The sequence below is a fragment of the Pseudomonas arcuscaelestis genome, assembly GCF_016881005.1.
In the GTDB taxonomy this organism is placed as follows: domain Bacteria; phylum Pseudomonadota; class Gammaproteobacteria; order Pseudomonadales; family Pseudomonadaceae; genus Aquipseudomonas; species Aquipseudomonas arcuscaelestis.
Genome location: NZ_JACOPV010000008.1, coordinates 236,962 through 263,212, shown reverse-complemented (window position 1 = coordinate 263,212; position 26,251 = coordinate 236,962). Strand labels below are relative to the sequence as shown.

20 protein-coding genes and 4 pseudogenes are annotated in these 26,251 nt (G+C 58.9%); 10 read left to right on the top strand and 14 right to left on the bottom strand.

Annotated elements, in window-relative coordinates; translation table 11 throughout:
• Positions 1–591: 591 nt before the first annotated feature.
• The 12 genes and pseudogenes from H8F21_RS14830 to H8F21_RS14780 all read right to left on the bottom strand — a co-directional run bounded on the left by H8F21_RS14830 (position 592) and on the right by H8F21_RS14780 (position 9,459).
• Positions 592–1,047: a hypothetical protein gene (locus tag H8F21_RS14830; protein ID WP_203584759.1), complete on the bottom strand. Its 456-nt coding sequence runs from the start codon at positions 1,045–1,047 to the stop codon at positions 592–594.
• Between the two features lie 172 nt (positions 1,048–1,219).
• Complete coding sequence (locus H8F21_RS14825) at positions 1,220–1,426, bottom strand: hypothetical protein (RefSeq protein WP_203584758.1); 207 nt, start codon at positions 1,424–1,426, stop codon at positions 1,220–1,222.
• 1 nt (position 1,427) lies between these two features.
• Complete coding sequence (locus tag H8F21_RS14820; RefSeq protein WP_203584757.1) at positions 1,428–1,814, bottom strand: phage protein NinX family protein; 387 nt, start codon at positions 1,812–1,814, stop codon at positions 1,428–1,430.
• Positions 1,811–2,206, bottom strand: a complete 396-nt coding sequence (locus tag H8F21_RS14815; protein ID WP_203584756.1) for a hypothetical protein — start codon at positions 2,204–2,206, stop codon at positions 1,811–1,813. The genes H8F21_RS14820 and H8F21_RS14815 overlap by 4 nt, the downstream gene beginning before the upstream one ends.
• 73 nt (positions 2,207–2,279) lie before the next feature.
• Positions 2,280–3,287 carry a nucleoid-associated protein YejK gene (gene yejK, locus H8F21_RS14810; protein WP_203584755.1) on the bottom strand — a complete coding sequence of 336 codons (1,008 nt, stop codon included), beginning with the start codon at positions 3,285–3,287 and terminating at the stop codon, positions 2,280–2,282.
• 73 nt (positions 3,288–3,360) lie between these two features.
• On the bottom strand, positions 3,361–3,666 hold the full coding sequence (locus tag H8F21_RS14805) for a hypothetical protein (protein ID WP_203584754.1): 306 nt from the start codon (positions 3,664–3,666) through the stop codon (positions 3,361–3,363).
• A gap of 115 nt (positions 3,667–3,781) precedes the next feature.
• Positions 3,782–4,117: a hypothetical protein gene (locus tag H8F21_RS14800; protein ID WP_203584753.1), complete on the bottom strand. Its 336-nt coding sequence runs from the start codon at positions 4,115–4,117 to the stop codon at positions 3,782–3,784.
• A 127-nt stretch (positions 4,118–4,244) separates the two neighbouring features.
• Positions 4,245–6,200, bottom strand: coding sequence for a hypothetical protein (locus H8F21_RS14795; RefSeq protein WP_203584752.1), 1,956 nt, complete (start codon positions 6,198–6,200; stop codon positions 4,245–4,247).
• A 421-nt stretch (positions 6,201–6,621) separates the two neighbouring features.
• Positions 6,622–6,756 (bottom strand): annotated as a pseudogene (locus tag H8F21_RS30025) (SEC-C metal-binding domain-containing protein); the annotation flags it as partial.
• Positions 6,757–7,275: 519 nt separating this feature from the next.
• Positions 7,276–7,476 (bottom strand): annotated as a pseudogene (locus tag H8F21_RS30020) (tetratricopeptide repeat protein); the annotation flags it as partial.
• 965 nt (positions 7,477–8,441) lie between these two features.
• Entirely contained in the window at positions 8,442–9,104 is a 663-nt protein-coding gene (locus H8F21_RS14785; protein ID WP_203584751.1) for a hypothetical protein, read from the bottom strand.
• Between the two features lie 97 nt (positions 9,105–9,201).
• A complete protein-coding gene (locus tag H8F21_RS14780; protein WP_203584750.1) occupies positions 9,202–9,459 on the bottom strand; it encodes a hypothetical protein in 258 nt (85 codons plus the stop codon).
• Positions 9,460–9,678: 219 nt separating this feature from the next.
• Between H8F21_RS14780 and H8F21_RS14775 the strand changes: the two genes are divergently transcribed.
• The 6 genes and pseudogenes from H8F21_RS14775 to H8F21_RS14750 all read left to right on the top strand — a co-directional run bounded on the left by H8F21_RS14775 (position 9,679) and on the right by H8F21_RS14750 (position 15,993).
• A complete protein-coding gene (locus H8F21_RS14775) occupies positions 9,679–10,110 on the top strand; it encodes a LexA family protein (protein WP_203584749.1) in 432 nt (143 codons plus the stop codon).
• A pseudogene (locus H8F21_RS14770) lies at positions 10,100–10,426 on the top strand (Y-family DNA polymerase); the annotation flags it as partial. The gene H8F21_RS14775 and the pseudogene H8F21_RS14770, both read left to right, overlap by 11 nt.
• 73 nt (positions 10,427–10,499) lie before the next feature.
• On the top strand, positions 10,500–11,789 hold the full coding sequence (locus tag H8F21_RS14765; protein WP_034039555.1) for a site-specific integrase: 1,290 nt from the start codon (positions 10,500–10,502) through the stop codon (positions 11,787–11,789).
• Positions 11,782–13,512 carry a site-specific integrase gene (locus H8F21_RS14760; RefSeq protein ID WP_034039553.1) on the top strand — a complete coding sequence of 577 codons (1,731 nt, stop codon included), beginning with the start codon at positions 11,782–11,784 and terminating at the stop codon, positions 13,510–13,512. Before H8F21_RS14765 ends, H8F21_RS14760 begins: the two co-directional genes overlap by 8 nt.
• A complete protein-coding gene (locus H8F21_RS29615; protein ID WP_155684878.1) occupies positions 13,509–15,548 on the top strand; it encodes a hypothetical protein in 2,040 nt (679 codons plus the stop codon). Before H8F21_RS14760 ends, H8F21_RS29615 begins: the two co-directional genes overlap by 4 nt.
• Positions 15,529–15,993: a hypothetical protein gene (locus tag H8F21_RS14750; RefSeq protein WP_023443007.1), complete on the top strand. Its 465-nt coding sequence runs from the start codon at positions 15,529–15,531 to the stop codon at positions 15,991–15,993. Before H8F21_RS29615 ends, H8F21_RS14750 begins: the two co-directional genes overlap by 20 nt.
• Before the next feature lie 67 nt (positions 15,994–16,060).
• Here H8F21_RS14750 and H8F21_RS14745 read toward each other — a convergent pair whose 3' ends face one another.
• Both H8F21_RS14745 and H8F21_RS14740 read right to left on the bottom strand, forming a co-directional pair.
• Positions 16,061–18,751, bottom strand: coding sequence for an AAA family ATPase (locus H8F21_RS14745; RefSeq protein WP_058131653.1), 2,691 nt, complete (start codon positions 18,749–18,751; stop codon positions 16,061–16,063).
• A 439-nt stretch (positions 18,752–19,190) separates the two neighbouring features.
• Positions 19,191–19,748: a TetR/AcrR family transcriptional regulator gene (locus tag H8F21_RS14740; protein WP_003152690.1), complete on the bottom strand. Its 558-nt coding sequence runs from the start codon at positions 19,746–19,748 to the stop codon at positions 19,191–19,193.
• Positions 19,749–19,927: 179 nt separating this feature from the next.
• Between H8F21_RS14740 and H8F21_RS14735 the strand changes: the two genes are divergently transcribed.
• From H8F21_RS14735 to H8F21_RS29775, 4 genes and pseudogenes are all read left to right on the top strand, one after another.
• On the top strand, positions 19,928–21,091 hold the full coding sequence (locus H8F21_RS14735) for a multidrug efflux RND transporter periplasmic adaptor subunit TMexC3 (protein ID WP_034039546.1): 1,164 nt from the start codon (positions 19,928–19,930) through the stop codon (positions 21,089–21,091).
• A 15-nt stretch (positions 21,092–21,106) separates the two neighbouring features.
• Complete coding sequence (locus tag H8F21_RS14730) at positions 21,107–24,241, top strand: multidrug efflux RND transporter permease subunit TMexD3 (RefSeq protein ID WP_034065037.1); 3,135 nt, start codon at positions 21,107–21,109, stop codon at positions 24,239–24,241.
• 4 nt (positions 24,242–24,245) lie between these two features.
• Entirely contained in the window at positions 24,246–25,679 is a 1,434-nt protein-coding gene (locus tag H8F21_RS14725) for a multidrug efflux transporter outer membrane subunit TOprJ1 (RefSeq protein WP_003152694.1), read from the top strand.
• Positions 25,680–26,108: 429 nt separating this feature from the next.
• A pseudogene (locus tag H8F21_RS29775) lies at positions 26,109–26,243 on the top strand (Y-family DNA polymerase); the annotation flags it as partial.
• Positions 26,244–26,251: the final 8 nt, after the last annotated feature.

The window sequence follows — 26,251 nt, the reverse complement described above, 5'->3', positions numbered from 1 at the left end:
ATACCAAAGAAAATGGTGAACATCTATCGGATCCTGAGTAAACGATACCTATAGTGTTCACGGGCTGGTACTGGAAGTGGGCATGACATCAGACGAAGGTGGCCGCGCGCAGCCGGGATTGTTCAAACGGACATCTAGCGCCAGCAAATGTCCGCCTGGCTGTGGGATGGTCAGCGTCAACAGACCAGAACGTACAGTTGAGTATTCCCGCTAGCGGATTTGCGGATGACACCCAGGCTTGCAGGTACAATGCCCGCAACCGCAAGCCGGGATGTTTCGTCATCAGGGTTCAAAGACAAGGCGCATAACTACGAACACTCAGTCCCCCGCTGAGGGGCTCAATGCTCATCTCAAGAACGATGTCTGCGAAGACCTCACTCAACAGCCACCAGGTGTGGCCGAACCCAGTGTGAGGTTCACTCTGTCGCCAGATGATCCATGGCGCGCCGGGTACCGGGTGATCTCAGCCGGTGAGTTCGAGCAAATGAAGGGCATCTTGGTCGGCGCGCCCGAGGAGCCATCACCATCTAACGAATGCCCAGCCTGCGTCTGAAGCGCAGCGTGAAAAGCACCCGTTCTATCTCCCATGAGTCAGTGAGCGCCGACGCAATCTCGCTCCATAGCCGCACTTCTGGCCAGGTCGATTGCATCAGAAACCTGTTCGCTCAAAGGACCTTGGCCGTCAAAGTCCACCCCGATACCGTCCCCATCGTAGAGTTCGACCGCTCCCCCATGAAGTTCAACAACAATTTCAATTCGCCATGCACCAGGCAGTTCGCCTGCAGCACGCTCGACCTGGGAGTACAACTCAGCGTTCGTGCGTAGGACCTCATTCTCGGCGAGGAGTCGGTTGCGTTCGATCGTCAGGGAATGGATGTCCATACGGGCTCCTGCTACCTCTTTCGCGCTTTCGCTGGCCTCTCCCATAGCACGCTCTGCGATCCGCTGAAGGCGATCCGCCTTCGACAGGCCAATACCCCTTCCAAGCCATACCCCTGCACCGGCGGCCAGCAAGCTGGCCACTGCCACGCCCATAATTTCAATCATCACTACCCTCCTTGTTCATGGTGGCTTCAGTCCTCACCTTACTCACCACTTCACTGGCTAAAGCGAACGCTGGGTCACCTACGCTAGTCGCTCGCATGATATTAGTAATGCCCATCAGCCGGTCCGTGTTCTCGGCTTTGAGCTGATCACGTTCGGCCATCAGCACCCGGCACTACTCTGCCAGGCTTTCTGCATCATTAACTGCCGAGATTGCGACCGCGTTGTTGATATGCAGCAATGAGGCTTCAAGCCGCTTGTTCTCCTCGAGGAGCGTTTGAACACCAGCCGCAAGGGTGCGGTGATATTCGTCCACGCAAAACCGGTGGTCTGTAAACACGCGCTCAGCCAGCTCCACTAGTTCAGTTCTATCGATGGCCATGTCAGCAGATCTCCTTCGGAACCAGAACGGTTTCCCCGAGCTTGGCGTGGACGACCGCACGCATAGAAGCCACGAGTTGGTTCGCATGCTCGAAATACACGCTTGCCCCATCGGACTGGGCCCGACGAAGCACGCACTTGCCTTGCCAGTCCCACGCGCTTGGCCCAATGGTCAATTCCTCCGCCTCGCTCACTGGCCCACCTAGCGCCCAGTCTTCTTGTGGGTTGTACCGTGCCGTGCGGTCGGTCACCTCAAAGGTGTACTTCACGAACACCCGCCAAGGGTTGCCGTAGATGGGCGGCACAAGCTGAAGGTCAAGGCCTAGCGCCTTACCAACAGCCCAGCCCAAGGGTTCGCCGACCAACTCGGCTGTATTCAATTCGATCATGGTTTCATCTGCTGGGTGTTGCACATAACGACGGAGTAACCTTCCGAGCTATCGTCACCCTCCAGGGCAGATACTGGTCCAAGCATCACCAGCGCCTTGATTGCTTCCGGTCGATTGGCTTCAACGGCTTTGGACTCCGCGGCCTTCCAGATGTCGAGGCCGGTACCTGAGCTGCCGTTATTGGAATAGTGGCTGCAAGATTCAGCCTCATCCTTGGCCGCTTCCAGGTAGTCATGAGTGCGGCAATGTGGGCACAGGTATGAGCAGTCCGTAGGATCGAAGCCCTCTCCATCACCTGCGTACCAAAGGTAGCCTCCCTCCCTACAACGCCAATCACCATCTTCGTAGCCACAGTCACCGAGCCTGTCGACCATCTCTTTGTCGTTGGTCACAGCAAATACCTCATCCTTTAGCCTTGGGTTTCCCGCGGTGGCGCCACCAGAGCGGCGCCGTCAGTTGCCGCAGTTAGGAGGCGGCGCGTTTGAGGGAGTCAACGAGCTGGGTTGGAAGATTCTTGATCATCAGAGTGCCGGCCTCTTCGTCATACTCAATCTTCGAACCCAGCAAATGCGCTTCAAAGCTGATGGACATGCCCTCGGCCCGCCCGGTGAAGCGACGGAATTGGTTGAGGGTGCGTTTGTCAGCCGGGATTTCTGGCGACAGCCCGTAGTCCTTGTTACGAATATGGTCATAGAAAGCCTTCGGACGGTCCTCATCGATGAGGCCCGAGAGCTCTTCCAGACTCACTGCGTCCCCTTTCTTGGTCTGACTGACCGCATAGTCCACCAGGGTCTGCGTTTTCTCCCTGGCGGCCTCATCAGGAAGATCCTCGCCTTCCACGAAGTCGCTGAAAGCCTTGAGCAACGTGCGGGTCTCGCCAGGGCCATCAACACCCTCCATGCAGCCGACAAAGTCACGGAAGTACTCGGAAACCTTGCGGCCATTCTTGCCCTTGATGAACGAGATGTACTGCTTCGAGTTCTTGTTGTTCTGCCACTCGGAGATGCAGATGCGAGCAGCCAGATGCAACTGCCCGACATCAAGGTGTCGAGAGGGTGCGAGCTCGAGTTCATCGGTGACCGTCACCCCATCACTGTGGTGAAGCAGCGCAATCGTCAAATAGTCGGTCATGCCCTGGGTATAGTGCGCGAAGATCACGTGCCCACCGGTGGAAAGGTTGGTCTCCTCCATGAGCTTGACTAAGTGGCAGACCGCTACCTTGGAGAACTCGAGGAACGTCATATCCTCCTTGAGGTACTCGTTTAGCCATCGACTCAACGGATGCGCGCCGGATTCTGAATGAAACAGCCCCCAGGCCTTGCCCTGCTTCGCGTTGTAGGCGTCGTTTAAATCTCCGAGGAGGGTTTCAATGGCCTGCGACTCATGAAGCTCACTGCCTGCTTCGTGAAGCACAGCTGGGGAACCGTCGGGCTTTTTGTCGATGTGGTGAATAACGGCATGGCGGATGGGCATATCAAATCCTTTGCGAGTATGTCGGTGCGCGGGCAGCATGCCCGGGCAATACAAAGTCGGAGTGAATTAGAAATTAATCAGGCAGGAAGGCCCGGCGGACGGCGTTTGCGAAATCAACGAGCTCCGGTTGCTGAGCCCAGGCCGCTGCCAACGTTGCAACCGAGGGTTCGCCTTGCTGAGCAACCTGCAGTCCAGAGTTAACTGCAGCGGTGCGCTGGGCCGGAGTGAGGTCAAAACCCGTTGCTGCCTCGACCAGCTCAAGCAGATCACCCGATTCGTGGTTAAAGCCTGCAAACGGGTTCAATGCACACGAGCTATGGTCGCCGGTGAACTGCACAGTGGATCCCAGAGGCTGTGGTTCGTTATGCGCGTCAATCATACGGTCGCTACTCCTGGTTCTAATGGCCACTATGATAACGGCAGCTTCGGTACCGCCCAGCTAGAAACCCTTCACGGAATTCAGGTGCTACCCGGTACCTGGCCAAAGCGCTGACTCAGCGCCCGCCCATGTCGTTAGCACGTTGCCTGGCAAAGAAGGCCGCAATCACGAGCGCACCCGCAATCACGAACAGCACCATCGGTAGAGTCACACCGAACACTTGAGCCTGCGATACCAACTCGATGATGTTCAAGTACGGTACGTCAGGTGATGGCACCTGGGCCGCCAGATAGCTACCCGTGAAGGCGAACCAAATTGCCCCCATCAGTAAGGCGGGTTGAAAGAGGGTGCAGATTGTTGAGCCGATCATTCCCAGAACCACACCGAACAGGATGTACGGCGCAAAGAAGACGAGCATCGCAAGAACCAGCAGGTCGAATAAGACAGGCATTTGTAGTCCTCAGGTCAGGACGGCGCCGGCCGGGCCAACAGGCCCGGGTTCGGTCGCCGCGGATTGGTGACCTAAAGCAACATAACGGCGCCTAGCTGATTGACCAGTCAGACACGTGCGTCCGACCTCAGTCGCCGAGCGACCCAAGCATCTGCATCACACTCCGAGGCTTGGCACGAGGCAGTTCAGCGCCTACGTAGAGATAGCCATGATCGAATGCCACACGGCGGCGTTCTGCGTCATGTTTCATTACGGCCTCAATACGGGCGATCCGCTCTTGCTGGGCCTTCAGCGCGGCAGCATAGCCCTCGAGCCCTGCAGCAGCCTCGTGTACGGCATCGAGATCAGTAACGCCAGCCAGCCATTGCGACACCGCGATTTTGGATGGTGCAGACTTGAAGAAACGGAACGCCCCACCCTGCTTGAAGCCAGCCTGCAGCATGACCAGGCCCACCAGCACGTCAGAGAGGGGCAACGTCTCAACGTAGAAGTCCGCAAATGGCTCACCTTGGCAGTGCACGCTGATTGCCGCATTCAGGGCGAGTGGGCCGTAGTGAGCCAGGACCGGATAACGGAGGATTATGTGCGCCGACACGCTCCTCGCTCGCTTGCCCAACTCAGCGCTATCAGACCCCGGCGACAGTTCAGCAAGCAGATCACCAGCCATCACCTCTACGCCCTCTGCCGGCAGTTCAACTTTACAAACGGCGAGGAACTCCCCGGTCTCTGCTGTTTCCTGCAGCCGTTCGCGTGCTGCCTTCTCCTTTCTGGCGAGAATGCTTGAGGCACGATCCTGGAAATCCAGTGCCTTGGGTGGAAGAAACACCTTATTCTGCACATCACGGGCAAAGGCGAACGTATCGCGGTCATCGACTGGTGGGCCGGGACGGAAGTCTGGAAACAGCGAGGGCATGTCAATCTCTGAAAGCCAGGCCGTGGATTCAAAGTACGTGCTCGTGACGCTTTGGCTGGCTGTTGCTTTTACTGCTTTGCCATCCAAGCCCCAGACCACTTGCTTCGTCCCAAGGCCAGGCCGAAGCATGGTGTGTGAACCCGCGTACAGATTGGGGGTCAGCTCAAGGTCTTCGATCGGTACACGCACTTCCTTTTGGGGGTTTGAGATCGCATCGGGCCGGCGAGCACCGGCCTTCAATGTGTAAACCAACTCGTCACCCTTGGGTGACCGAAGCATGGAGGGTAGTTGGGAGGAGCCCCCTTGGACATAAGCCCCACGGACAACAAAGTCCAAACCTTCTGCCACTTCCTCTTCGGTTAGGAACAACCGCGGCAGGAACCCCCCATGCGCCTTGTGACGAATGGCACGACCGATGTAAAGCCCTGACTCAACGAAAAGCCAAACTACTTCATGATCAAGGGTGACCAGGCCGTCCTGGATGTGCTGCGATACAGGGATCCATGACTGTGGAATCAGAGACTCGCTAAGGAACTTGTCGACCGCCTCCTCACTGCCGGCAGGAAACTGCTCAAGCGGATCTACGATCGAACGCTCAAAGCGGGAGCTACGAATGGCATCGTAGACAGCAGTGAACGCCTCCCAGTGAAACGCTCGCCCATCTGGACGCACACAAAGATCAAAGCTCGGTGCGCCATGCTTGAAGAAGCGAGCCTGATCGTCGTGCCAGTTGTTGGTGGCTGGGCGCTGGGCGGAAGTAATGGCGTCCTGGTCCCCTTTCAGACCACGCGCTTTGAATCGTTCTTCACGCTGGCGCTCAACCGTGACTTGGTCAATGCTCAGGCCACGCAGGCGGGCCCGGCCGGCGCGCTGCCACGCCTCAAGAAATGGGATTTCTGTATGGCGTTGAAACCCGTAGGCAACCAGTAGTTGAACGTCTGCCCGGGTGATTGAGCCAACGGTCGGATACGGAACCCGACCGATGCTGGAGCGGACTTCATGCATGTCGTTGTACAAGCAAGCCTTGGCCACGACTTCACGAGCCAGGTCGGCATTTTTCGTCACGGCGATGTTAAGCCCGCGGCATAGGCGTCTTGCGATCCCCACGAACTCACGGATGTCATCGGATTGGAAAGGGAGGCGTTTCAACAAGGCAGGGGTACGGTTCATCACATAGTCCTAAGAAGTTACACAGGCGGAATGCCCATGCATACGGGTATGCGCGGTGACTCGTGGTTGCTGGCTAACCTGGTCGGTGCGCACTAAACCGATTCTTCTCGGTGTGACATTTTCCCAGAGGTATGCGGATGTAGCGTTTGAAACAAAGGTCTTGAGATCACACGTATCAAGCCACGCCAGCGGCCCTTTTCAAGACGGCAAAAGGATAGGACATCCCAAAGCAGCCTTGCAAGTGGAAATCGAAGAAGCTGGTAGGCATTCCCAAAATGGAAGGCTCGGAGCGTACCGAGCAGGTCTGACGCCTGCCAGCACCTGGCCCTATTCGCGCTGGGCCAGGTTTGGTTGAGAGCTAGCTGGGTCGATCGGTGGCCCGTTCAAGGGCTTCCTAGTGGTTCAGGAGACGTAGAAGGGGTCATTTACCATGGCAGTGTTTAGACTTCGCCCCGGACCCGCATGGGCATGGTTCGTTACGGCCGACCTTCCCACCGCTCTTAGCCAAAGGTGCATTGCGCGATCGTGAAGTCGCAGAAGCCTGCGGGCTGGCACCTAATGGGAGTTGAGGCCTTAGACAAGCCTCACGCATCAGAAATGCGCTACTGCCCTGGACGCCTTTGTGTCCGCCTCTACTCATCACATCCATCAGATACGCCAGTCGTTCCTCCCTGTCCAAAACAGGAACAAACTCATTGCTGAAGAGTGCCGACGTGAAAACATCGCCGCCATTAAGACCGGCATCCGGGCCTTTAGCGTTTATGTGTGATCTGATGCGCCCGACAACCTTCCTGCATGACTTCAGGCATTCTTCCAGGAGGTTATGGGGGTCGCCCTTGGTTACGATGATTGAGTAGCAGAGTTGTAGATGACTGGCCGCCCTCAGCAAATCGGAAAGAGCTTTGCTACGGAACTCGATGAGCTGGGCCGCGTACAGAGCACTCCGAGCGCGGAATTCCCGGTGCTGCATGGCTGCCTCATATTCCGCTTCAGCCTCTTCCGGCTGACGCCCAGGCACTAACCCGACTTCGATAAAGGTGGCTAAGTTGTAGATTGCGCCGGGGTGACCCTGAGCAGCGGCGTTTTGCAGATGCACTATGGCCTCTGCTCGATCTTTAGGAACTCCGGCCCCCTCCAGATACATGGTACACAGGTTGAACTGTGCTTGTGGGTTCCCTGCCCTAGCAGCCTCCAGTGTGTACTTGGCCGCAGTGACCGGATCGGCTTCTCCACCTGAACCAAGCGCGTGCATTGCGCCAAGCTGGGTCAAAGCCATTGGGTGGCCCTGCCTTGCCGCGTCCATGAAGACTTCGCGGGCGTACACCTTATCTCGCTCGAAAATGCCCAAGCCCTGTAGGCTGGAATTCCCGACATAGACGAGTGCATCGGCATGCTGTCCACGGGCAGCTCCGGCGATGTAACGCTGCCCTTCGTGCAGTTGATCATCGGTGACGTTGCGGTGCTGAGTGAGATAGTGTCCGTACTGGTACATTGCGTTCGGATGTTCGGCATCGGCAGCCTGCTTGTACCAAAACATCGCCTGATCGATATCCCCTCTCGCGAAGTGTGGGTACCCATCAGGACCTACGAACCCCTCTCCTTTTTCACGATCCGCACGTTCCTGAAAGTATGAGCCTGCCTGGTTCATCGCATCGATGTCGCGCGCCAGCATTGCCTGGACGCACATCTCCTTAAGCGCGCCGGACTCAACGGGTGCAACTTCGTAAATAGGAACATCCCTGCCGCTCTTTTCGTACAGATACTCAATCAGTGATCGAGCAGCAGTAAGTGCTTCACTAGCCAGCACGGGGAAGTCGAGGGTTACAAAATCATAGCTCTCCGGATGAACACCCTTATTTCCATTGAGCTGCAATACCTTCAGATGTCTGCGGACTCGGGGATTCAGCATCCCCTGGCGATCAAGGTTCTGAATCTTCTCCTCAAGCGTTTGACCTACCAGATCACGATCTAAAAATTTGCAGGCGGAAACCGCGAGCCCCCGAAGAAATGAGAGCGCGAGAATTGGCGTCTCGGAACTAAAGGTCTTCGCCTCCTTGTACAGCCGCCCAATTTCGGGGGCGACACCCATGGCAAGCTCAATATCGTCCATGTCATTCCTAATTCAGGCTGTTCAGTTGGAATTTCAACTGAGAGATCGTCGAGTTGCACCGGGCCCGAGCAGGCAATCGCCGTCAGACCCGCGTACACGATGTTTGATGATCCGGCGCTGAAAGTTTGCGCCTAGACTTCAGGGATGCCTTTGAGATGTAGCCGGCTGCTGGACCATGCGAATCCCCCGTCTTCCCGAAGCTGTCGCTTGTAGAGTACTTCCTGCCCGTCCGCGCCGGCGGCCTGGAATGTCTCAGACGCACTGGCCACGTAATCCCCTTGCCTCGGCCCGTCAATTACCGGCCATTTCCAGGCTTTCCTGCCAGCTTCGCTTACCTGCAGGGAGGGTGTGGTTTCGGGCATTGTCTGAAGCAGGAGCGCCTCGATTCTGCTCAGCATGTCGCTGAATACCTTCATCGTCGCCTGCACATCACTGACAGACAAATCGCTAGAGAGTCCTTCAATCTGGCGAGCGGTTGCTGACGCGGCAGCACGCTCAAACGCAACCCTCATAAACCGCTTTCGCTCTTCGGGTGTCCGATCCATCGCCTTGACATGGGCAACGGCTTCGGTGAGCCAGATCGCCAACTCTTGCTGTGCGGGTTGCATCATCGGCAAGGAAATTTTTAGGGAAGCAGTCAGGAACTGCTCGCTCTGCTCTTCCGTTCGACCAGGAGTACAAACTCCATTTACGTGGTGCAACACCATCAGTTGGAACCACGCCATCGCCATTTGACGGCGCTCGGCCTCGGTGAAAGTGAACGTGACTTTGTCGGTTGGATCGGTGCTATCCATGTTTAATCTCGCAGTTATGGCGTAGCGCCGTAAAATCGCGGCTATGCGACCAGAAGCCTTCCCGGTCGTCAAGGACAAGACGGTTTCGCCGGGCGTTTCAGGGAGCGGCGCTTGATGCGACCCGAGCGTCAACTTTGACCCACGCCAGCTCACTGCTTTCACTGTGGCCACAGAAATCACACTGGTAACCACCGTCATTAGGGTTCGAGTCACAGTCGTGGAAGACCATAGGCCTGAAATGGCACATGGGTACCGGGTCATTGCGGTGTGCCTCATGGGCCGCGGCCAGGTCTTTCATCGCCTGGGCGAATTTTTCCAGATCGGCATGGGGATTCAAGGCCGTACCCTCATCCAATTGCTCTCAATCGCCGGATGGCCGGGTGCTGCAAACTCAACAACCATTGGGTGAGACCTCTCGATGCTTTCTGAGCAGAATAACGCGGCCCAGCAATCCGGCAACACTGCTGGTTCCTGCTGTGCGGTCGCGCTGGTCTGAAATCCCTAAGTCAAATTTGACGGGGGTACCTCTTCACTATTTACTGTATATCAATACAGCACTTTGAAGTAAGCCATCTTGCTCGTAACACGCCTGCGCCAAATCACTGAATCAGAGCTTCCCGGTATCATCTGCGTCCTGTCAGGCCGTGCGTCCGGGGGGTTCCCAAGCCCCGCGGCCGACCACTACGAGCCTCCTATCTCCCTGGACGAGCTCGTTGAACTGAGGGCACCCCACGTGTGGTTGGCAGAAGCTGAGGGCGACAGCATGGCCCCCGCTGGAATACTCACTGGCACCAAGTTGATCATCGACCGGGCTCGTACCCCTCATGTTGGTAACGTAGTGGTCGCATACATAGACAACCAGCCAGTGGTTAAGCGTCTGGATAAGAGCCTTGAGGGAGGATGGGTTCTATCCTCCGACAACCCCAACTACCCGCCAATTGAAGGCCGTGAAAACATCGAGGTTTTCGGGGTGGTTACTTGGAGCTTAACCCCTCATGTACCATAATAAGCCGGTATATGCATTAATTGATTGCAATTCGTTTTACTGCTCGTGCGAAAGACTTTTCAGGCCTGAACTTAGAAAGACTCCTATAGTCACACTAAGCAATAACGACGGCTGCATAATTGCTCGAACTGATGAATCTAAGGCCTTAGGACTTAAAATGGGCGATCCGTATTTCAAGATAAAGGATTTTCTTAGAAAGCATGGGGTTGTAGCCTTTTCAAGCAACTATGCGCTTTATGGAGACATCAGCTCTAGAGTTCAACAAACAATTGAAAGCATGGTGCCTCGGGTAGAGGTTTATTCCATCGATAAGAGTAAGTTGTATAGTGCGGACGCCTAAGCTATTGAGTTCTATCTATGGACATTGTTAAGCGTCCCAGGGGCGTTGAATGGCGACGCTAGAGCGCATTCATTTCGTGCCCCATTACCTCGTGCGCAGAGAGAACGCCGTCGCATACTCCCCCAGTAGCAGCCGGCCATCCATTGAGGGCTTGCCCCAAATCTTTTGGGCAGACTATGCACCTTGGAGGGAGGCAAACCTGTGGGCAGTGGAGCGAGCAACGACTGGTGACGCTTCTCTTAAGACCGTTGCCAGTAACATGAATGGCCTTCTCAATTACGCTAAATTTCTTGAATCTCGTGATTTGCAGTGGTTCGAGTTTCCCGCTCGCAAAGCTGACCGCTGCCTGGTGCTATACCGAGGGGCGTTGATCAAGATGCGCGATGCCGGCCAGATCGGCCCATCCACGGCGTCTGAGTACATGCGCAATTGCATCATGTTCTATCGGTGGGTAAGGCATAGGGAGCTTCTTTCTCCACACGTCCAGCTGTGGCGGGAAAAACCCTACGTCGTTAAATACTTCGACCGGGTGGGGTTCGAGCGAACGATCAGCGGAACCACCACCGACCTCAGCATCCCGAACCGTAAGCGCCCAGGCCAAACGCTTGAAGATGGGCTGTTGCCAGTCTCGGAGACCGATCGCGATGCAATTCTGGATTTCGCCGCAGAGAACGCCACGCCCGAGCTCTACCTCATGTTGGCCCTTGGATTTTTTACCGGGATGCGGCTCGGCAGCATCTGTGATCTCAAGATTCAGTCTCTGGAGCGCGCCGCCCCCGACCCTTCCGCTGAAGGGCTTCTACGCCTTGCAGTTGGTCCAGGCGCAGCTCCGCCAGTGCACACGAAATTCGGTGTGACTGGCCAGGTCTGGATACCCGAAGCGTTGCGTGATGAATTGCTGGAATATGCCAAAGGCTGGCGGAGGATGGAACGAGAGGCGAAAGCCTCGCCCGAGAATCGTGATTTGCTGTTCTTGACCCGCTTTGGTAACGCCTATGGCAGGCGCGGCACCGATCAGTCATCTGCTGTGAATGTTGAGATGTCCGAGTTTCGAAAACGGGGCGTCAAAGCAGAACTACAGGTGCTCCGTAAATTCCGCTTCCATCAGTCGCGCTGCACCTTCGGTACCGAATTGGCACGTCTGGCGCTATCGGCTTGTGCCGATGTCGCTATTGTAATTGCGACGGTCAGCGACGCGTTGCTCCATGGGCCTAACTCTGAAGCCACCACCTTCAAATACATCCGATTCGTACAGGCACTGCCGATCAAACAAGCCCTCTCAAATAGCTTCATGGCGGCATTTAGCGGGATCGGCGCTGGGGCGCGGCACGATGGATAGTTCCGAATTCGACCTCACTTTCCCGATGCTTGAGTATGGGGCCACTGAAACGCCCTGGGACCTCCGGCCGCTGCTGTTTCGCGGAGGTGCAGCAGCAAAGGTGAAGCATGTGGGCCGCCAGATCGCGCAGGGCGAACTCGGCAGTCCCTTGCCGGAACGTTTCGAGCTGGTGACGCAGCTGCATGAGCACATGACTGACGACCTTGCTGGTGGCGGAAGTCGCTTCTCGGTGCAGAACAAGATCAGTGCATTGCGCCGATTCTTTGCCTGGATCGATTCAGAAAACGTGAATCTCAGTCTCGAGACGGCGGCCGACACGTTCATTCGTTGGACCGATCACTTGCTCCAGCGTCATCGAGTCGAACGCAATTTCAGCGATGGGTCCCTGTACGATCTCACCAGGCTCACGGCGACGATGCTGGACCGAGCATTGGACCGCCAAGCAAGCCTGAGCAAGAGCACACGTATTCGCAAGCCGCGCGGCAAAGGCAAGGTACATACGAGCAAAGCGGACAAGCAGAATCTGCAAAACACCTTCGCATTCGGACACCTTCTAGCTGACGTATGCGAGGCATTGACCTGGAGGGGGACAATGGCCCCCCTCCCAGTTTGTATTTCGTTACGCACCGGCCAAGTGCTGGAACTATGGTCGGGATTGCAGAGCCCCGAGAAAGTAGCGGCCCGCCGTACCAGGCCGCAAAACCAAGCGCAAATCGAAGCATCCCTGGCGGCGCGTGCCGCCCACGATGCAGATCGGACACTGCGGACCCGTTTCCCCATCGTCAATTTACGGATCGAGAGTGAATTGCTGATGTTCATCGCCCAGACCGGTCTGAACCTCCAGCAAGCACATACCCTGCGGGTTGAGCAGTTTCATTACACCAGCCACATAGACGGCTACCAGGTACGTACCTACAAAAATCGACGGGAAGGAGAAGTGCTATTCGAGATCTTTGCCAGTTATCGAGAGTGGTTCGAGCGCTATCTCGAATGGCGTTCCGAATGGTTTCCCAATGAGCCGGATGGTTTGCTCTTTCCGCTTATACGTAGCGGGGGACGAATCCTAGAAGAGGCGACGCAGTTCACGAACGTTACGCGCATCTGCCGCGAGCTTGGCATACCGATAGTGAGACCGCGAAAACTGCGCGGGACGCGCATCAACTGGTTGCTTCGGGAGTCCCAGAATCCCCAACAGGTTGCGGAGTTGGCCCAGCATACGGTGCAAACGCTGATACGCGTATATGCCGACCCCCATCCGCAGATCGCTATGGTGGAAATTACGCGCTTCCATCAGCAAACCGATCCGTCCCTTTCACCTCCTGCTCCTGGTAGATGTGTATCGGCCACACCTGAACCAGTGGGCACGATGCCGAAGAATGGTCCGCGACCCGACTGCATCAATGCTGCCGGTTGCCTGTTCTGTACCCAGCACCGGGATATCGAAAGTGAGGATCATGTGTGGTCTCTCGGTAGCTTGCGCCACCTCAAATCGCTTGAACTGGCACGCTACCGCCCATCCAGTTCGGGTAAGCACCTGACGACAGAGCATCCGGCCCTGCTGGTGATCGATCGGCTGACGGCCAAACTGCGCTTCTTCGAAGAAAGTAGCGAGGTCCGCAGGCTTTGGGTCGAAGAAGCCAGAGCGCGCATAAGTGAAGGTGACTACCACCCGGCCTGGGATGGCTTCATCCGATTGGCAGAACTGCGACAAAGATCAGCATGACGAAAAATATTCTTTCCGAACTTGGCCTCGGCATCGACTCGCCCCTAGCGATTCCTGATGCGCCGAACTACCGTCCGCCGTGCTGGCCACCGCAGCGTGATTGGCCGGTCATCATAGATGCCGCTGGCCAGGTGGTGAGCCGTTGGGGCGATGCCATTTGGCGGCTCGACCCATGGGCGGGAAAACGGCTCACTCTCAATTTCGGCGATGGCCCAGATAAGAAATATGTCGCCGCGATCGATCCTGCGAACGCCGATTTATTGCGGACCGTAATCGGCTGGTGGCTATACGGCCCCAATGGAGCCCGTGGATACCGAGGCCTGAAAACGCGCTTCGACCAGATGCGTCGGCTGTTCGTCTTGTGCACTCAAGAAGGCATTCTCGCATCCGAACTGAGTCATTTTCCGCGCGTTGCCGACCGTCTCCCGGAGGTGCTCCAGGCTTCCCGGTCCGGTGAGTTCTTGGCATTGCTGCACGAACTGTACGAGCGGCGGGATGCGCTGGGGTTCACCTTGTTGGATCGCGCAGGGTTGGCACGCCTCGCAGCGGCCATGCCCGACCACCAGAAGCTCCAGACCCCCTATATCCCGCCCCGCATTTGGCACTATCAAATCACACGCTTGCGCGAATGCCTGGATGACTTTTTGGCGCATCGAGGCCAAGTCGAGGAGTGCTTCCGCTTCTGTCTGGCTGCCTATCGGCACAACTCTGCCAGTCTCCAAGGACAACGCAGGCCACAATCGTTCTATCCGTTTCAGTGGCCGTCGGATGGATCAAACGGAAAGTGGACTGGGCGGCAGTACTACGGCCCATTCATCGACACCGCGCATCGGTTTGGCATGGTGGAACTATTTCGTCGCTGGCTGGGAGTGAGCGACGACGAAATTCGCATTCAAACTCTGAGTCGCTACCTCAACCTCGTGAGTCGATCTGGACTGTGCTATCTGCTGAACTTCAGCCTCATGCGAGTCGAAGAGGCTTGGAACCTGCGCGCCGATTGCTTGCACATAGAACGTGATCCGCAGTTTGGCGACATCCATGTATTGTGCGGACGAACGACCAAGACGATGTCGGATTCTGAGGCACTTTGGGTGACGTCCCCGTCAGCTCAGGTGGCAGTTGAAGCCATGCGTGTGGTCGCAGACCTCCGCGCAGAATGCGACTCTCCCCCCGGCGAGGCCTCGGTGCCGGATGATCCGGCCAAGCGCTATCTGCTTGATTATTGCCTTGAACCGTGGGGAACGAAGTTCACCAAGATCAACCGCACGATTCGGCCATCGATTCCGAGCTATGCCCATGTGCTTCAGTGGTTCGACAAGCTGTTCGACCGTGAGCAATTGCGCATTACGCCGGAAGATTTCGAATTGGCTCGGTTGGTGACGCCGACGCTGACCGACGAGTTTGCGGTCGGCAAAATCTGGCCGTTGGCCTGGCATCAACTCCGACGAACCGGCGCAGTGAATATGCAGGCATCCGGGCTGGTCAGCGACGCTTCATTGCAGTTTCAGCTAAAGCACGTCGCCAGAGCGATGAGTCTCTACTACGGGCAAAACCATTCCAGGGTACGGCTGGAAGAGAAGGCCCATACCTACTACGTCCGCACCATGTACGAAACTTTGGGTAGGCAGCTGCAACAGCTGACGAGCAACCGATTCGTCAGCCCCCACGGCGAGAAGCGAAAATCTGAGATTGTCCGCCTAATCTCAGCCTCTGATGCTAAGAAAGCGATCAATCTGGCTAAGAAGGGGACGGTCACTCATCGACCGATTTTGCTGGGCATCTGCACGAGCCGTACCCCCTGTCCCTATGGGGGCATCGACAATATCGCTCGCTGCGGAGGGGGCGACTCCCCCGGAGAAACCAAACCATGTGCGGACGTTCTCTATGACCCCGAGCAACTCGACGAAGTCGAAGTGTTGGAGGCGGTATTGGATGAGCGCCTGGCCGCTGCCGAGGTAGACAGTCCGCTAAGGACTTCGTTGGAAGCCCAGAAACGTAGTGTGGAGAATTATCGCCATGTCATCCGGCAAACATGAATCCGCTGACCCGGCTAAGCGAATGAGTGCCGGCGAGCAGTATCGCGCAGCGTTCGAGCGGCTGAAGAGCAACAAGCCCGAACGACTGCCGAAGGGGACGCCCGTAAGTCAGAACAACGTTGCCAAGGAGGCCGGCAGCGACCCCTCTGCACTGAAAAAAGCTCGTTTCCCCCTACTGATCGCTGAGATCCAAAAGTACGTGGAAGGACACGCTGAGCAACGTCCGCCATCAGTGCGCCAAGTCAGCTTATTAGCCCGCAGAAAAAATCGTGGACTTCGAGAACGGATCGAGGAAATCACGCAGCAGCGTGACCACCTAGCCAGCCTACTCAGTGAGGCCGACGCCACCATTCTTGAGCTGTACGACCGTATTGCGGACTTGGAGCGCCAACTGCCGGCCTCCAATGTGCTTCCTCTTGATCCGCGAGGCCACAAAAAACTTTGAAACGGAGAGCTCGCAATATTCGAAAGAAACACAGCCATGCCCGACCAGCCCGGCATGAAACGTCGGGCTAGCCGCCGAAGAGCTTCTTGCGTTGCGCGGTCCGCTCCCGGCGTAGATTCTCGTAGGCAGTTCGGCGTTTAGTCGCGTTTTTGATTAATTCCAGGACCTGGGCGATATCGCCGAGCAACTCCTCACGCGCGGGAAGCGGTAGTTGGCGCTCGCCTGGGGTGTCGTGGGCCTCGGTAGCTTCGCAGGCCCGCGCATACACTGCCAGCAACTGCTCCCACTCCTCTGCGGGGTGGCCAATGACAGCACCAAATGCTTCTACGCTCACCACATCGCTGAACGGCTGGACGGTATTGTTCAAAAAAACCTCGCGTATGGCGCGCTCGACAGTGCCTCGGAGGCTTGAGTATCCCGATGCGATTTGCCGCTCAAGCTCATCATCCGGGTCGCTGCCGACCGGAACGTTCAGCGCTTTCGCACGACTTTCGAGATCGGCCAGGCGGGCCTTGGTGTCCATCGTCGTCCACGTCAGCCCCTCGCTCACTAGTCCCGGCGACTCGTCCCAACCGATGGTCTTGTAGCTGGCCGAGCGATCAGCGCGCTGAAGCGCCATCGCGAGCTCGGTCAGGAACACCGCATCATGGGTGAACACCAGCACTTGGCGGGTCTCAGCCAGCGCTACCAAACGCCGAGCTATGGCCCGACGATATACGTGATCCAGCGACGTAGACGGATCGTCGAAAATAACGGTCGAAGTATGTGGCAGGGATTCGAGCTCGGCGAGGAACATAGCCATCCCCAACGCGCGCTGCTCGCCCTCTGACAGCACCTTGGAGGCTTTCGCCGTGATTTCCTGCAGGCGCAGCGTGACCTTGGTCACCCCCAGCTCTGTGCGCCCGCTCAGGTCGGGTTGCACCCGTCGCTTATAGCCCAGGGCTTTCAACTCAGCATTCATAGAAGCGGCCAGAGCCTCGGTCACATGCGTCGCCGCCAGGGACGTCAGTTTGCGTGACACTGCCGCTGGGTTGAGGGCGGCATGGCAGCGGCTCAATGTGGCATGGACCTGACTGTCCTGAACAAAGCGCTCCACCGCGCCAAGCTGGTTGGCGAGGCGTTGTCGGGCTTCTAGCTCTGCCAGTTCTTGGGTCAGCGCCAAGCGTAGAGCGGGATCGGCAGAGGTCCGCAGGGTATTGGCGTCGACTCGGAGCGAAGCAGCTTTGGCGGCGAAGAGACTATCGAGGTTTGCTTCGATAGGAAGCGGTTCTGACTCGGGGGACCAGTTTCCAGTTTGCAGGGCTTGGCTAACCCAAGTATGCCGGGCGGTCCAGACCGATGCCGCTGCGGTGATGGCAGCGTGTAGGTCGGGCAGTCGCTCCTCCACGTCAGCCCGTGTTGGCACATCCAGAACGTTTAGATCGACAGCCTGCACCTTCCCTAGAGCGTTCATGCGCGCAAGCGTGGCGGCTTGCGCATCCGCCGTGGCGCTGTCGGCGACAAATGCCGCGAAACGCCGCATGCGCTCCGAGGCATCCGTTGAATAAGGTTGCTGGCAGAGTACGCAGTAAGCGTCCGGTTCCAGGTGCGGGAAGGGATGTTCAGGGTATGCCGTCTGCTGAGAGAAAGCCTCAGCGGCTCGGTACATCGTTTGCCAGAGTTCAGCTCCTGTGCCTTCCAGCAGCGTGGCGGTGGGTGAGGACGTTACCGGCAACTCCATGGCGTTCAGTGTGTCTCGATCCTGAAGACGCGCTTGCGCCAGTTGCATGGCGAGATGCGCGGTTTTTTCCGTTGTAATCAGTTCCTTTGCCCGTGCTATGGCACGATCATTCACCCAGCGCTGGACTTCCTCGGCTCGACGCTGCGCCTGGTCCAAGCGTGTCGCCAAACGTTCCAAGGCCAGCGCCTGCGGCACAGGATCGCTTTCCAGTAATGTCCGCTTCAGAAACTCCAGTCGCCGGAGTTCATCGTCACCGACCGTCCCTAATCGAGCAAGCACGGCGCGGTCCGAGTCCCCACCTAATTTGGCGATGTAGCGGCCGACTTCGGTGTCACCCTTCAGCGGTTCGAATTGCCGGGTATCCAGAGCCAAGGCATTGCGTTCGGTCCCAATCCGTGCCTGTAAATCACGCTGAAGTAGGACCAGGCGCGTCAGATGAGTGAGTCCGTAGGGCTGAAATGCAGGGGTCCCTTCCGCGTCGATGTAGTCATTGGCACAGGCCGCGTCGTAGACCGAGACCGAACTCAAATGCAAATGGGCCGGCCCGTTCTGGACCCAACGTGCGGTTTCCGGAGTGCCATCCACCAAAATGGCGAAATCTGCTGATGGCAGTCTAGCTGGGGTTGCCGCCCCAAAAGCGTCGGGCAGGACCTCCACCCGATGCCGAGCGTTGCAGGCATTCTTGAAGACGCGGGCGTAGCCGGATTTGCCGGCGCCGTTATGACCAAAGAAAATGGTCATGCCCTCCGGTGCGAGGTCAAAGGCACGACCGGACGGGAAGCCGTTTACCTGGTCTAGCCCCGAGACACCCACCAACCGCACGGTTGCGCCACTTCCGGCGCCTGGTACGTCGTCCAGCGTGAATGGCCGTGCTCCCCCCGTGGTTGCGTCTTCCCGTTCTTGCTCGCGAACCATTCGCAGAATGGTCTCGATGTCATCTTGGGTTAGTTCGGCCCGGGCAAATATCCGGCGCAGTGCTTCCTGCTGCCAGGGTCTGAGTCCGCCGGCCCACCCAATAATCTCGTCCAACAATGGCATATCCGTCTCCTTTCCAGATCCGCCGATTAAAGGCCGCGCCCAGTTGGATGGCAAGTGGCCAGCGCCTTCGAGGTGCTTCGCCGTGTTCCGTTTGCCTGCCTTCCTGACCGCCACCCTAGTGGCTTGTCCGGTCGTGACGCTACACGGGCAGAATTTCTGCATGCTGGCCAGTATCAAGCCGCTCTAAAGTCCGCTACCGGAAAGCGCTGTTTAGCGGTGAGAGACGGGGAAAGTGCGGAAGCTACTACCGACGCAAGCGATGTGGTGAGCAGTCCTCAGGTATGTGCGAAATTGCACTCCTCTTGACCACCAATTTGGGTTGGCGTTGACCACGGATTGCGTTCAACTTGACCAGGGCGTGTCACTGTCACGACCGTCAGAGAACGGCCAAAAACGGACACCGCCAACCCGTTGGAAAAAAACTGAGCGTTGCTTTCCGTTAAGTTTGGTAGTTGCAAGCCCCGTTCAGGAAGAATTGCTCGATCAACGCCGCCATACCTGCGCGTGCGATACGGCCGCGGCGCTCGGCGTCTACCAGGCCGAAGATCAAGGAGGAGAAGATTTCGGTAAGCGCCGGGGCACCGATATCGATACGGAATACGCCCAGTTTTTGCCCGCGTAGAAAGAACTCGTCCAGCGTTTCTGAGTAAGGCAGCCATCGGCAGCCGCCTGCATCTAAATCAAACGTGTCCGGGCGCCACTGAAATGAGAGGAAAACCAACAACTCCCTGTGAGTCAAATGGCCTTCGATCAGGCGATGCAATGCGTCCAAGGGCGCCGACTCAAGATCGGCATCGGCAATGACCCGATAAATAACCACCGAACCATGATCCAGAAGCATCTCGATCAGGTTGTCGCGGGTGCCGCAAAACCTGTTTAGCGTCGCCTTGCTGACTCCCGCTGCCTGGGCTATTTCTTTGAACGTGGCTCGCGGGTGGTCAACGATGGCGATCGCCAGGGCCTTCAGCAATTTCTCATCGGCAGCAGTTAAATCCATCGGTCACTCTTTATCTATCGCAGGCAGATGCGGGTATTTTGCCTAGAACACTCATTTTTCTCAAAGAGGATACTAGCTTTGTTCACATCAAAATCAAATGAGTCAATATTGACTCATTTGATTTTGGTGTGCATTATGCGCGGCTTCGACTACGTACTGGCTTCGTGCTTGGGTGAGATATGAACAAATTTCGCGAGTGGATCACTTTTTCCGTGATCTCCTGTTTGGTCGCCGTGACCCTGGTTGGCTGCGACAAGCCCGAAGAGCAAGGGGAGGAGGCGCCGGCGCGTGAAGTCGATGTGCTCAGCGTGCAGACCGAGCCCTTCACCGTGGTTGCCGAGCTACCAGGACGCATCGAGCCGGTGCGTGTCGCCGAGGTGCGCGCGCGGGTGGCGGGGATCGTGCTCAAGCGCACCTTTGAGGAAGGGGCCGACGTGAAGGCCGGCGACGTGCTGTTCCAGATCGACCCTGCGCCGTTCAAAGCGGCCCTGTCGCGGGCGCAGGGTGAACTGGCCCGCGCCGAGGCGCAGTTGTTCCAGGCCCAGGCGATGGTTCGCCGATACGAGCCGCTGGTGAAGATCAACGCCGTCAGCCAGCAGGATTTCGACAACGCCAAGGCCGCTCTGCAGAGTGCCCAGGCCGACAAGCGATCGGCCCAGGCCAATGTCGAAACCGCCCGCCTGGACCTGGGCTATGCCGAGGTTCGCGCACCCATTGCCGGACGCATCGGCCGAGCCCAGGTCACCGAAGGGGCGCTGGTAGGCCAGGGTGAGGCGACTCTGCTAGCGCGTATCCAGCAACTTGATCCGGTGTACGCCGACTTCACCCAGCCGGCTGCCGACGCCCTGCGCCTGCGCGCGGCCATCGCCGAGGGCAAGGTTGCCGGCGCTAGCGACCAGCCGTTGTCGCTGCGCGTCGATGGTACCGATATCGAGAGCAAGGGCACGCTGCTGTTCACTGATATCTCGGTGGATCGCAGCACCGGGCAAATCGCCCTGCGAGGGCAGTTCGACAACCCCGAGGGCGTGTTGCTGCCGGGTATGTACGTGCGTGTGCGCACGCCGCAGGGGCTCAACCAGAACGCCATCCTGGTGCCGCAACGTGCCGTGCAGCGTTCGGCTGACGGCCAGGCCAGCGTGATGCTGCTGGGCGAGGGCGATACCGTCGAGGTGCGCCAGGTCACTACTGGCGCCATGCAAGGCTCGCGCTGGCAGATCAGCGAGGGCCTGCAGGCCGGCGACAAGGTGATCACCAGCTCGCTGGCGGCTATCCGTCCGGGCGCCAAGGTCATCCCACGCGAGCAAGGCGCCGCCGAAAAAGCTCCACAGTCCCAGGCCCAGTAAGCCGGAGAACCATTCATGCCCCTGTTTTTCATCCGACGCCCCAATTTTGCCTGGGTAGTCGCCCTGTTCATCTCGCTAGGTGGCCTGCTGGTCATTCCGTTCCTGCCGGTGGCACAGTACCCCAACGTGGCGCCGCCGCAGATTACCGTGACCGCCACCTATCCCGGCGCCTCGGCGCAGGTGCTGACCGACTCGGTGACCAGCGTCATCGAGGAAGAACTCAACGGCGCCAAGAACCTGCTGTACTTCGAGTCCACCAGCAACGCCAACGGCATAGCCGAGATCACCGTCACCTTCCAGCCGGGGACCGACCCCGAACTGGCCCAGGTCGACGTGCAGAACCGTCTGAAGAAGGCCGAGGCGCGCATGCCGCAGGCCGTGCTGACCCTCGGCATCCAGACCGAGCAGGCCACCGCCGGCTTCCTGCTGATCTATGCGCTGAGCTACACCGATGGCGACAAGGACTCCGATGTCACGGCGCTGGCCGACTACGCGGCGCGCAGTATCAACAACGAAATCCGCCGGGTACCCGGTGTCGGCAAACTGCAGTTCTTCGCCTCCGAGGCGGCCATGCGCGTGTGGATCGATCCGCAGAAGCTGGTTGGCTACGGCCTGTCCATTGATGACGTGAACAACGCCATCCGCGCGCAGAACGTGCAGGTGCCGGCCGGTGCCTTCGGCAGCACGCCGGGTTCCAGCGAGCAGGAGCTGACGGCGACCCTGGCGGTCAAGGGCACCCTGGACAACCCGCAGGAATTCGCCGCCATCGTGCTGCGTGCCAACCAGGACGGCTCGCGCCTGACCCTGGGCGACGTGGCACGCATCGAGGTCGGCAGCCAGGACTACAACTTCGGCTCGCGCCAGGACGGCAAGCCCGCCGTTGCCGCCGCCGTGCAGCTGTCGCCCGGTGCCAACGCGATCCAGACCGCCGAGGCGGTCAAGCAGCGTCTGACCGAGCTGTCGGCCAACTTCCCGGACAACGTCGAGTTCTCCGTGCCGTACGACACCTCGCGCTTCGTCGACGTGGCCATCGACAAGGTCATCATGACCCTCATCGAGGCCATGGTGCTGGTGTTCCTGGTGATGTTCCTGTTCCTGCAGAACGTGCGCTACACCCTGATCCCGTCCATCGTCGTGCCGGTGTGTCTGCTTGGTACCCTGACCTTCATGTACCTGCTGGGCTTCTCGGTGAACATGATGACCATGTTCGGCATGGTGCTGGCCATCGGCATCTTGGTGGACGACGCCATCGTGGTGGTGGAGAACGTCGAGCGGATCATGGCCGAGGAAGGCCTGGCGCCGGTGCCGGCGACCATCAAGGCGATGGGGCAGGTGTCCGGGGCGATCATCGGTATCACCCTGGTTCTGTCGGCGGTGTTCCTGCCGCTGGCCTTCATGGCGGGTTCGGTGGGGGTGATCTACCAGCAGTTCTCGCTGTCGCTGGCGGTGTCGATTCTGTTCTCGGGCTTTCTCGCGCTGACCTTCACCCCGGCGCTGTGCGCCACGCTGCTCAAGCCGATTCCTGTAGGCCATCACGAGAAGACTGGCTTCTTCGGCTGGTTCAACCGCAAGTTCACCAGCCTGACCAGCCGCTACACGAAGCTCAACGACAAGCTGGTGCCGCGAGCCGGGAGGGTGATGTTCATCTACCTGGGCGTGGTGGTGCTGATGGGCTTTCTCTACATGCGCCTGCCGGAATCCTTCGTGCCGGTGGAAGACCAGGGTTACATGATCGTCGACATCCAGCTGCCGCCCGGCGCCACCCGTGAGCGTACCTCGGCCGCTGGTGGAGAGCTGGAGTCATTTCTGATGGCCCGCGAGGCCGTGCAGACGACCTTCCTGGTGCTTGGCTTCAGCTTCTCCGGCATGGGCGAGAACGCGGCCATTGCCTTCCCGCTGCTCAAGGACTGGTCTGAGCGTGATTCTTCGCAGTCGCCGGAAGCCGAGTCGGTTGCGGTCAACGAGCACTTCGCCAACCTCGATGACGGCGCAATCATGTCGGTACCACCACCGCCGATTGAAGGCCTTGGTAACTCCGGTGGCTTCGCCCTGCGCCTGCAGGACCGCGCCGGTCTCGGCCGCGATGCCCTGTTGGCAGCGCGCGATGAAGTGCTGGGCAAGGTCAACGGCAATCCGAAGTTCCTCTACGCCATGATGGAAGGTCTGGCCGAGGCGCCGCAGCTGCGCCTGGTGATCGACCGTGAGCAGGCCCGCACGCTGGGTGTCAGCTTCGAAGCGATCAGCAGCGCGCTGTCCACTGCGTTCGGCTCGTCGGTGATCAACGACTTCGCCAACGCCGGCCGCCAGCAGCGCGTGGTGGTACAGGCCGAACAGGCCGAGCGCATGACGCCGGAAAGCGTCCTGCGCCTGCATGTGCCCAACGACAGCGGCAGCCTGGTACCGCTGAGTGCTTTCGTCACCACGAGCTGGGAGGAAGGCCCGGTGCAGGTCGCGCGTTACAACGGTTACCCGTCGATCCGCATTGCCGGTGACGCCGCGCCCGGCGTGAGCACTGGCGAGGCGATGCTCGAACTGGAGCGCATCGCTGCCGAGCTGCCCGAAGGTATCGGCTACGAGTGGACCGGGCTTTCGTATCAGGAGCGGGTCGCCAGCGGCCAGGCGACGATGCTGTTCGCGCTGGCCATCACCGTGGTGTTCCTGCTGCTGGTGGCGCTCTACGAGAGCTGGGCGATCCCGCTGACGGTGATGCTGATCGTGCCGGTCGGCGCACTCGGCGCGGTACTGGCGGTGACTGCCATCGGCCTGCCCAACGACGTGTACTTCAAGGTCGGCCTGATCACCGTGATCGGCCTGGCGGCGAAGAACGCCATTCTCATCGTCGAGTTCGCCAAGGACCTGTGGGAAGACGGCTACTCGCTGCGCGATGCCGCTGTCGAAGCCGCGCGCCTGCGTTTCCGCCCGATCATCATGACCTCCATGGCGTTCATGCTCGGCGTGGTGCCGCTGGCCATCGCCACTGGCGCCGGCGCTGCGAGCCAGCGCGCACTGGGCACCGGGGTGCTGGGCGGGATGCTCAGCGCGACCATGCTCGGGGTGATCTTCGTGCCGATCTTCTTCGTCTGGGTGCTGTCGCTGCTGCGCACCAAACCTCAGCAAACCGACAACCATCCCCTGCATAAAGCGGAGTAATGCGATGACCTCTCACTTCATGCTCCGTCGCGCTCTGCTGCCCCTGGCCATCGCCGCCCTGGCGGGGTGTTCGCTGGCCCCGACCTACGAGCGCCCGCAGGCACCGGTCGCGTCGCACTGGCAAGCCGCCGACGCGGAGGGCGCCCGTGCCCAGGCGCTGGACTGGCAGACCTTCATCGTCGATGCCGACTTGCGCCGCGCGGTGGATACGGCGCTGAGCAACAACCGCAGCCTGCGCCAGGCGCTGCTGGATATCGAAGCTGCGCGTGCCCAGTACCGCATCCAGCGTGCTGATCGCCTGCCTTCGATCAACGCCAATGCCAGCGGCAACCGCCAGCGCCTGCCTGCCGATCTGTCGCAGACCGGGCGCTCGGAAGTGACCAGCAACTATCAGGTCGGCCTCGGCCTCGCGGAGTACGAAGTCGACCTGTTCGGCCGCGTGCGCAACCTCTCCGAGGCCGCGCTGGAGACCTACCTGGCGACCGAGGAGGCGACCCGTGCCACGCAGATCAGCCTGGTTGCCGAGGTCATCCAGGCCTACCTGACCCGCGATGGTGCGCTACGCCGCATGGCCCTGGTCGAACAAACCCTGGACAGCCGCATGGCCTCGCTGGAGCTGGTCAGCCAGCGCCGTGCAGCGGGGGCCGCCACCGCCCTGGATTACCAGGAAGCGGTCGGCCTTGCCGAACAGGCTAGGGCCGAGCGCGAGAGCACCGAACGCCAGTTACGCCAGGCGGACAACGCCCTGGTCCTGTTGCTCGGCACGCCAGATGCCGCTCGCCTGCTGCCCGCGACGCCCCGCGACGACCTGATGGTGCTGCAGGACATCGCCCCCGGCACCAGCTCGGAACTGATCGAACGGCGCCCGGACATTCTCGCCAGCGAGCACCGCCTCAAGGCGCGCAATGCCGATATCGGTGCAGCTCGCGCCGCGTTCTTTCCCCGGATCAGCCTGACCGGTTCGGTGGGCAGCTCCAGTGCCGAGTTGTCCGGATTGTTCGATGGCGGCTCGCGGGCCTGGAGCTTTGCCCCGACGCTGTCGCTGCCGATCTTCGCCGGTGGCCGCAACCGCGCCAACCTGGACCTCGCCGAAGTGCGCCAGGACGCGGCGGTGGCCGACTACGAAGGCACCATCCAGACCGCCTTCCGCGAAGTGGCCGATGCCCTGGCCGCCACCGACACCCTGCGCCGCGAGGAGGCTGCCCGCCAGGCTCTGGCCGGTTCCAGCGAGGCTGCGATGGCCCTGGCTAAGGCGCGTTACGAGGGCGGCGTGGACGACTACCTGCGTTATCTTGACGCCCAGCGCAGCACCTTTAGCAACCAGACCACACTAATTCAAATCAGCACGGAACGGCAGATTGCGCTGGTTGACCTGTTCAGGTCTCTGGGCGGTGGCTGGGGCCAAACTGAACCGATGGCCGGGATCGGCGCTGAGTGAGCAAAGCCAGGAGTCCTGCATCCGAAGACCGGACTCTGGCTCCATCACCGGTGAGCTACTGGTCATCGACGGGGCAATCGTCTGATCGAGAATAAGACTGTCTGACGACTGGCAGGCCTATGGATTATTGGTGGCAGCAGCTAACGGCTCTATAAAGAGCTGCAAAAAATCACTGTAACGCATGATTGACTGACTGCTTCTGGCCGGTTTCTGCCTGTTGCGTCTCTGCTGCCCACTGGCCAAGTCGGATGCACGCGGTGGTCAGTACCAATGCAATTGACTGGTCAAATGGGTGCAATTGCGCAGGTATGGACTTCAAGCCCCAATTTCCTGGAAAAGAGGTTCTTTCTATGGACATCCGACATCAGAGATTGAGTAGCGGAATGTCTGAGCTGAAGTCATGTCCATGGCTGTTCTTCTTTCCTTTATATCGATGAATCATTCGCCGACTTGAGTGGATTGCCTGAACCACTTGGAAATTTTGCGCGTTCAATACAGTCCCGCGTACTCCAGTGGACGGGTATGCCGGTCGGTATTGGAATAGGCCACACTAAGACACTAGCAAAGGCCGC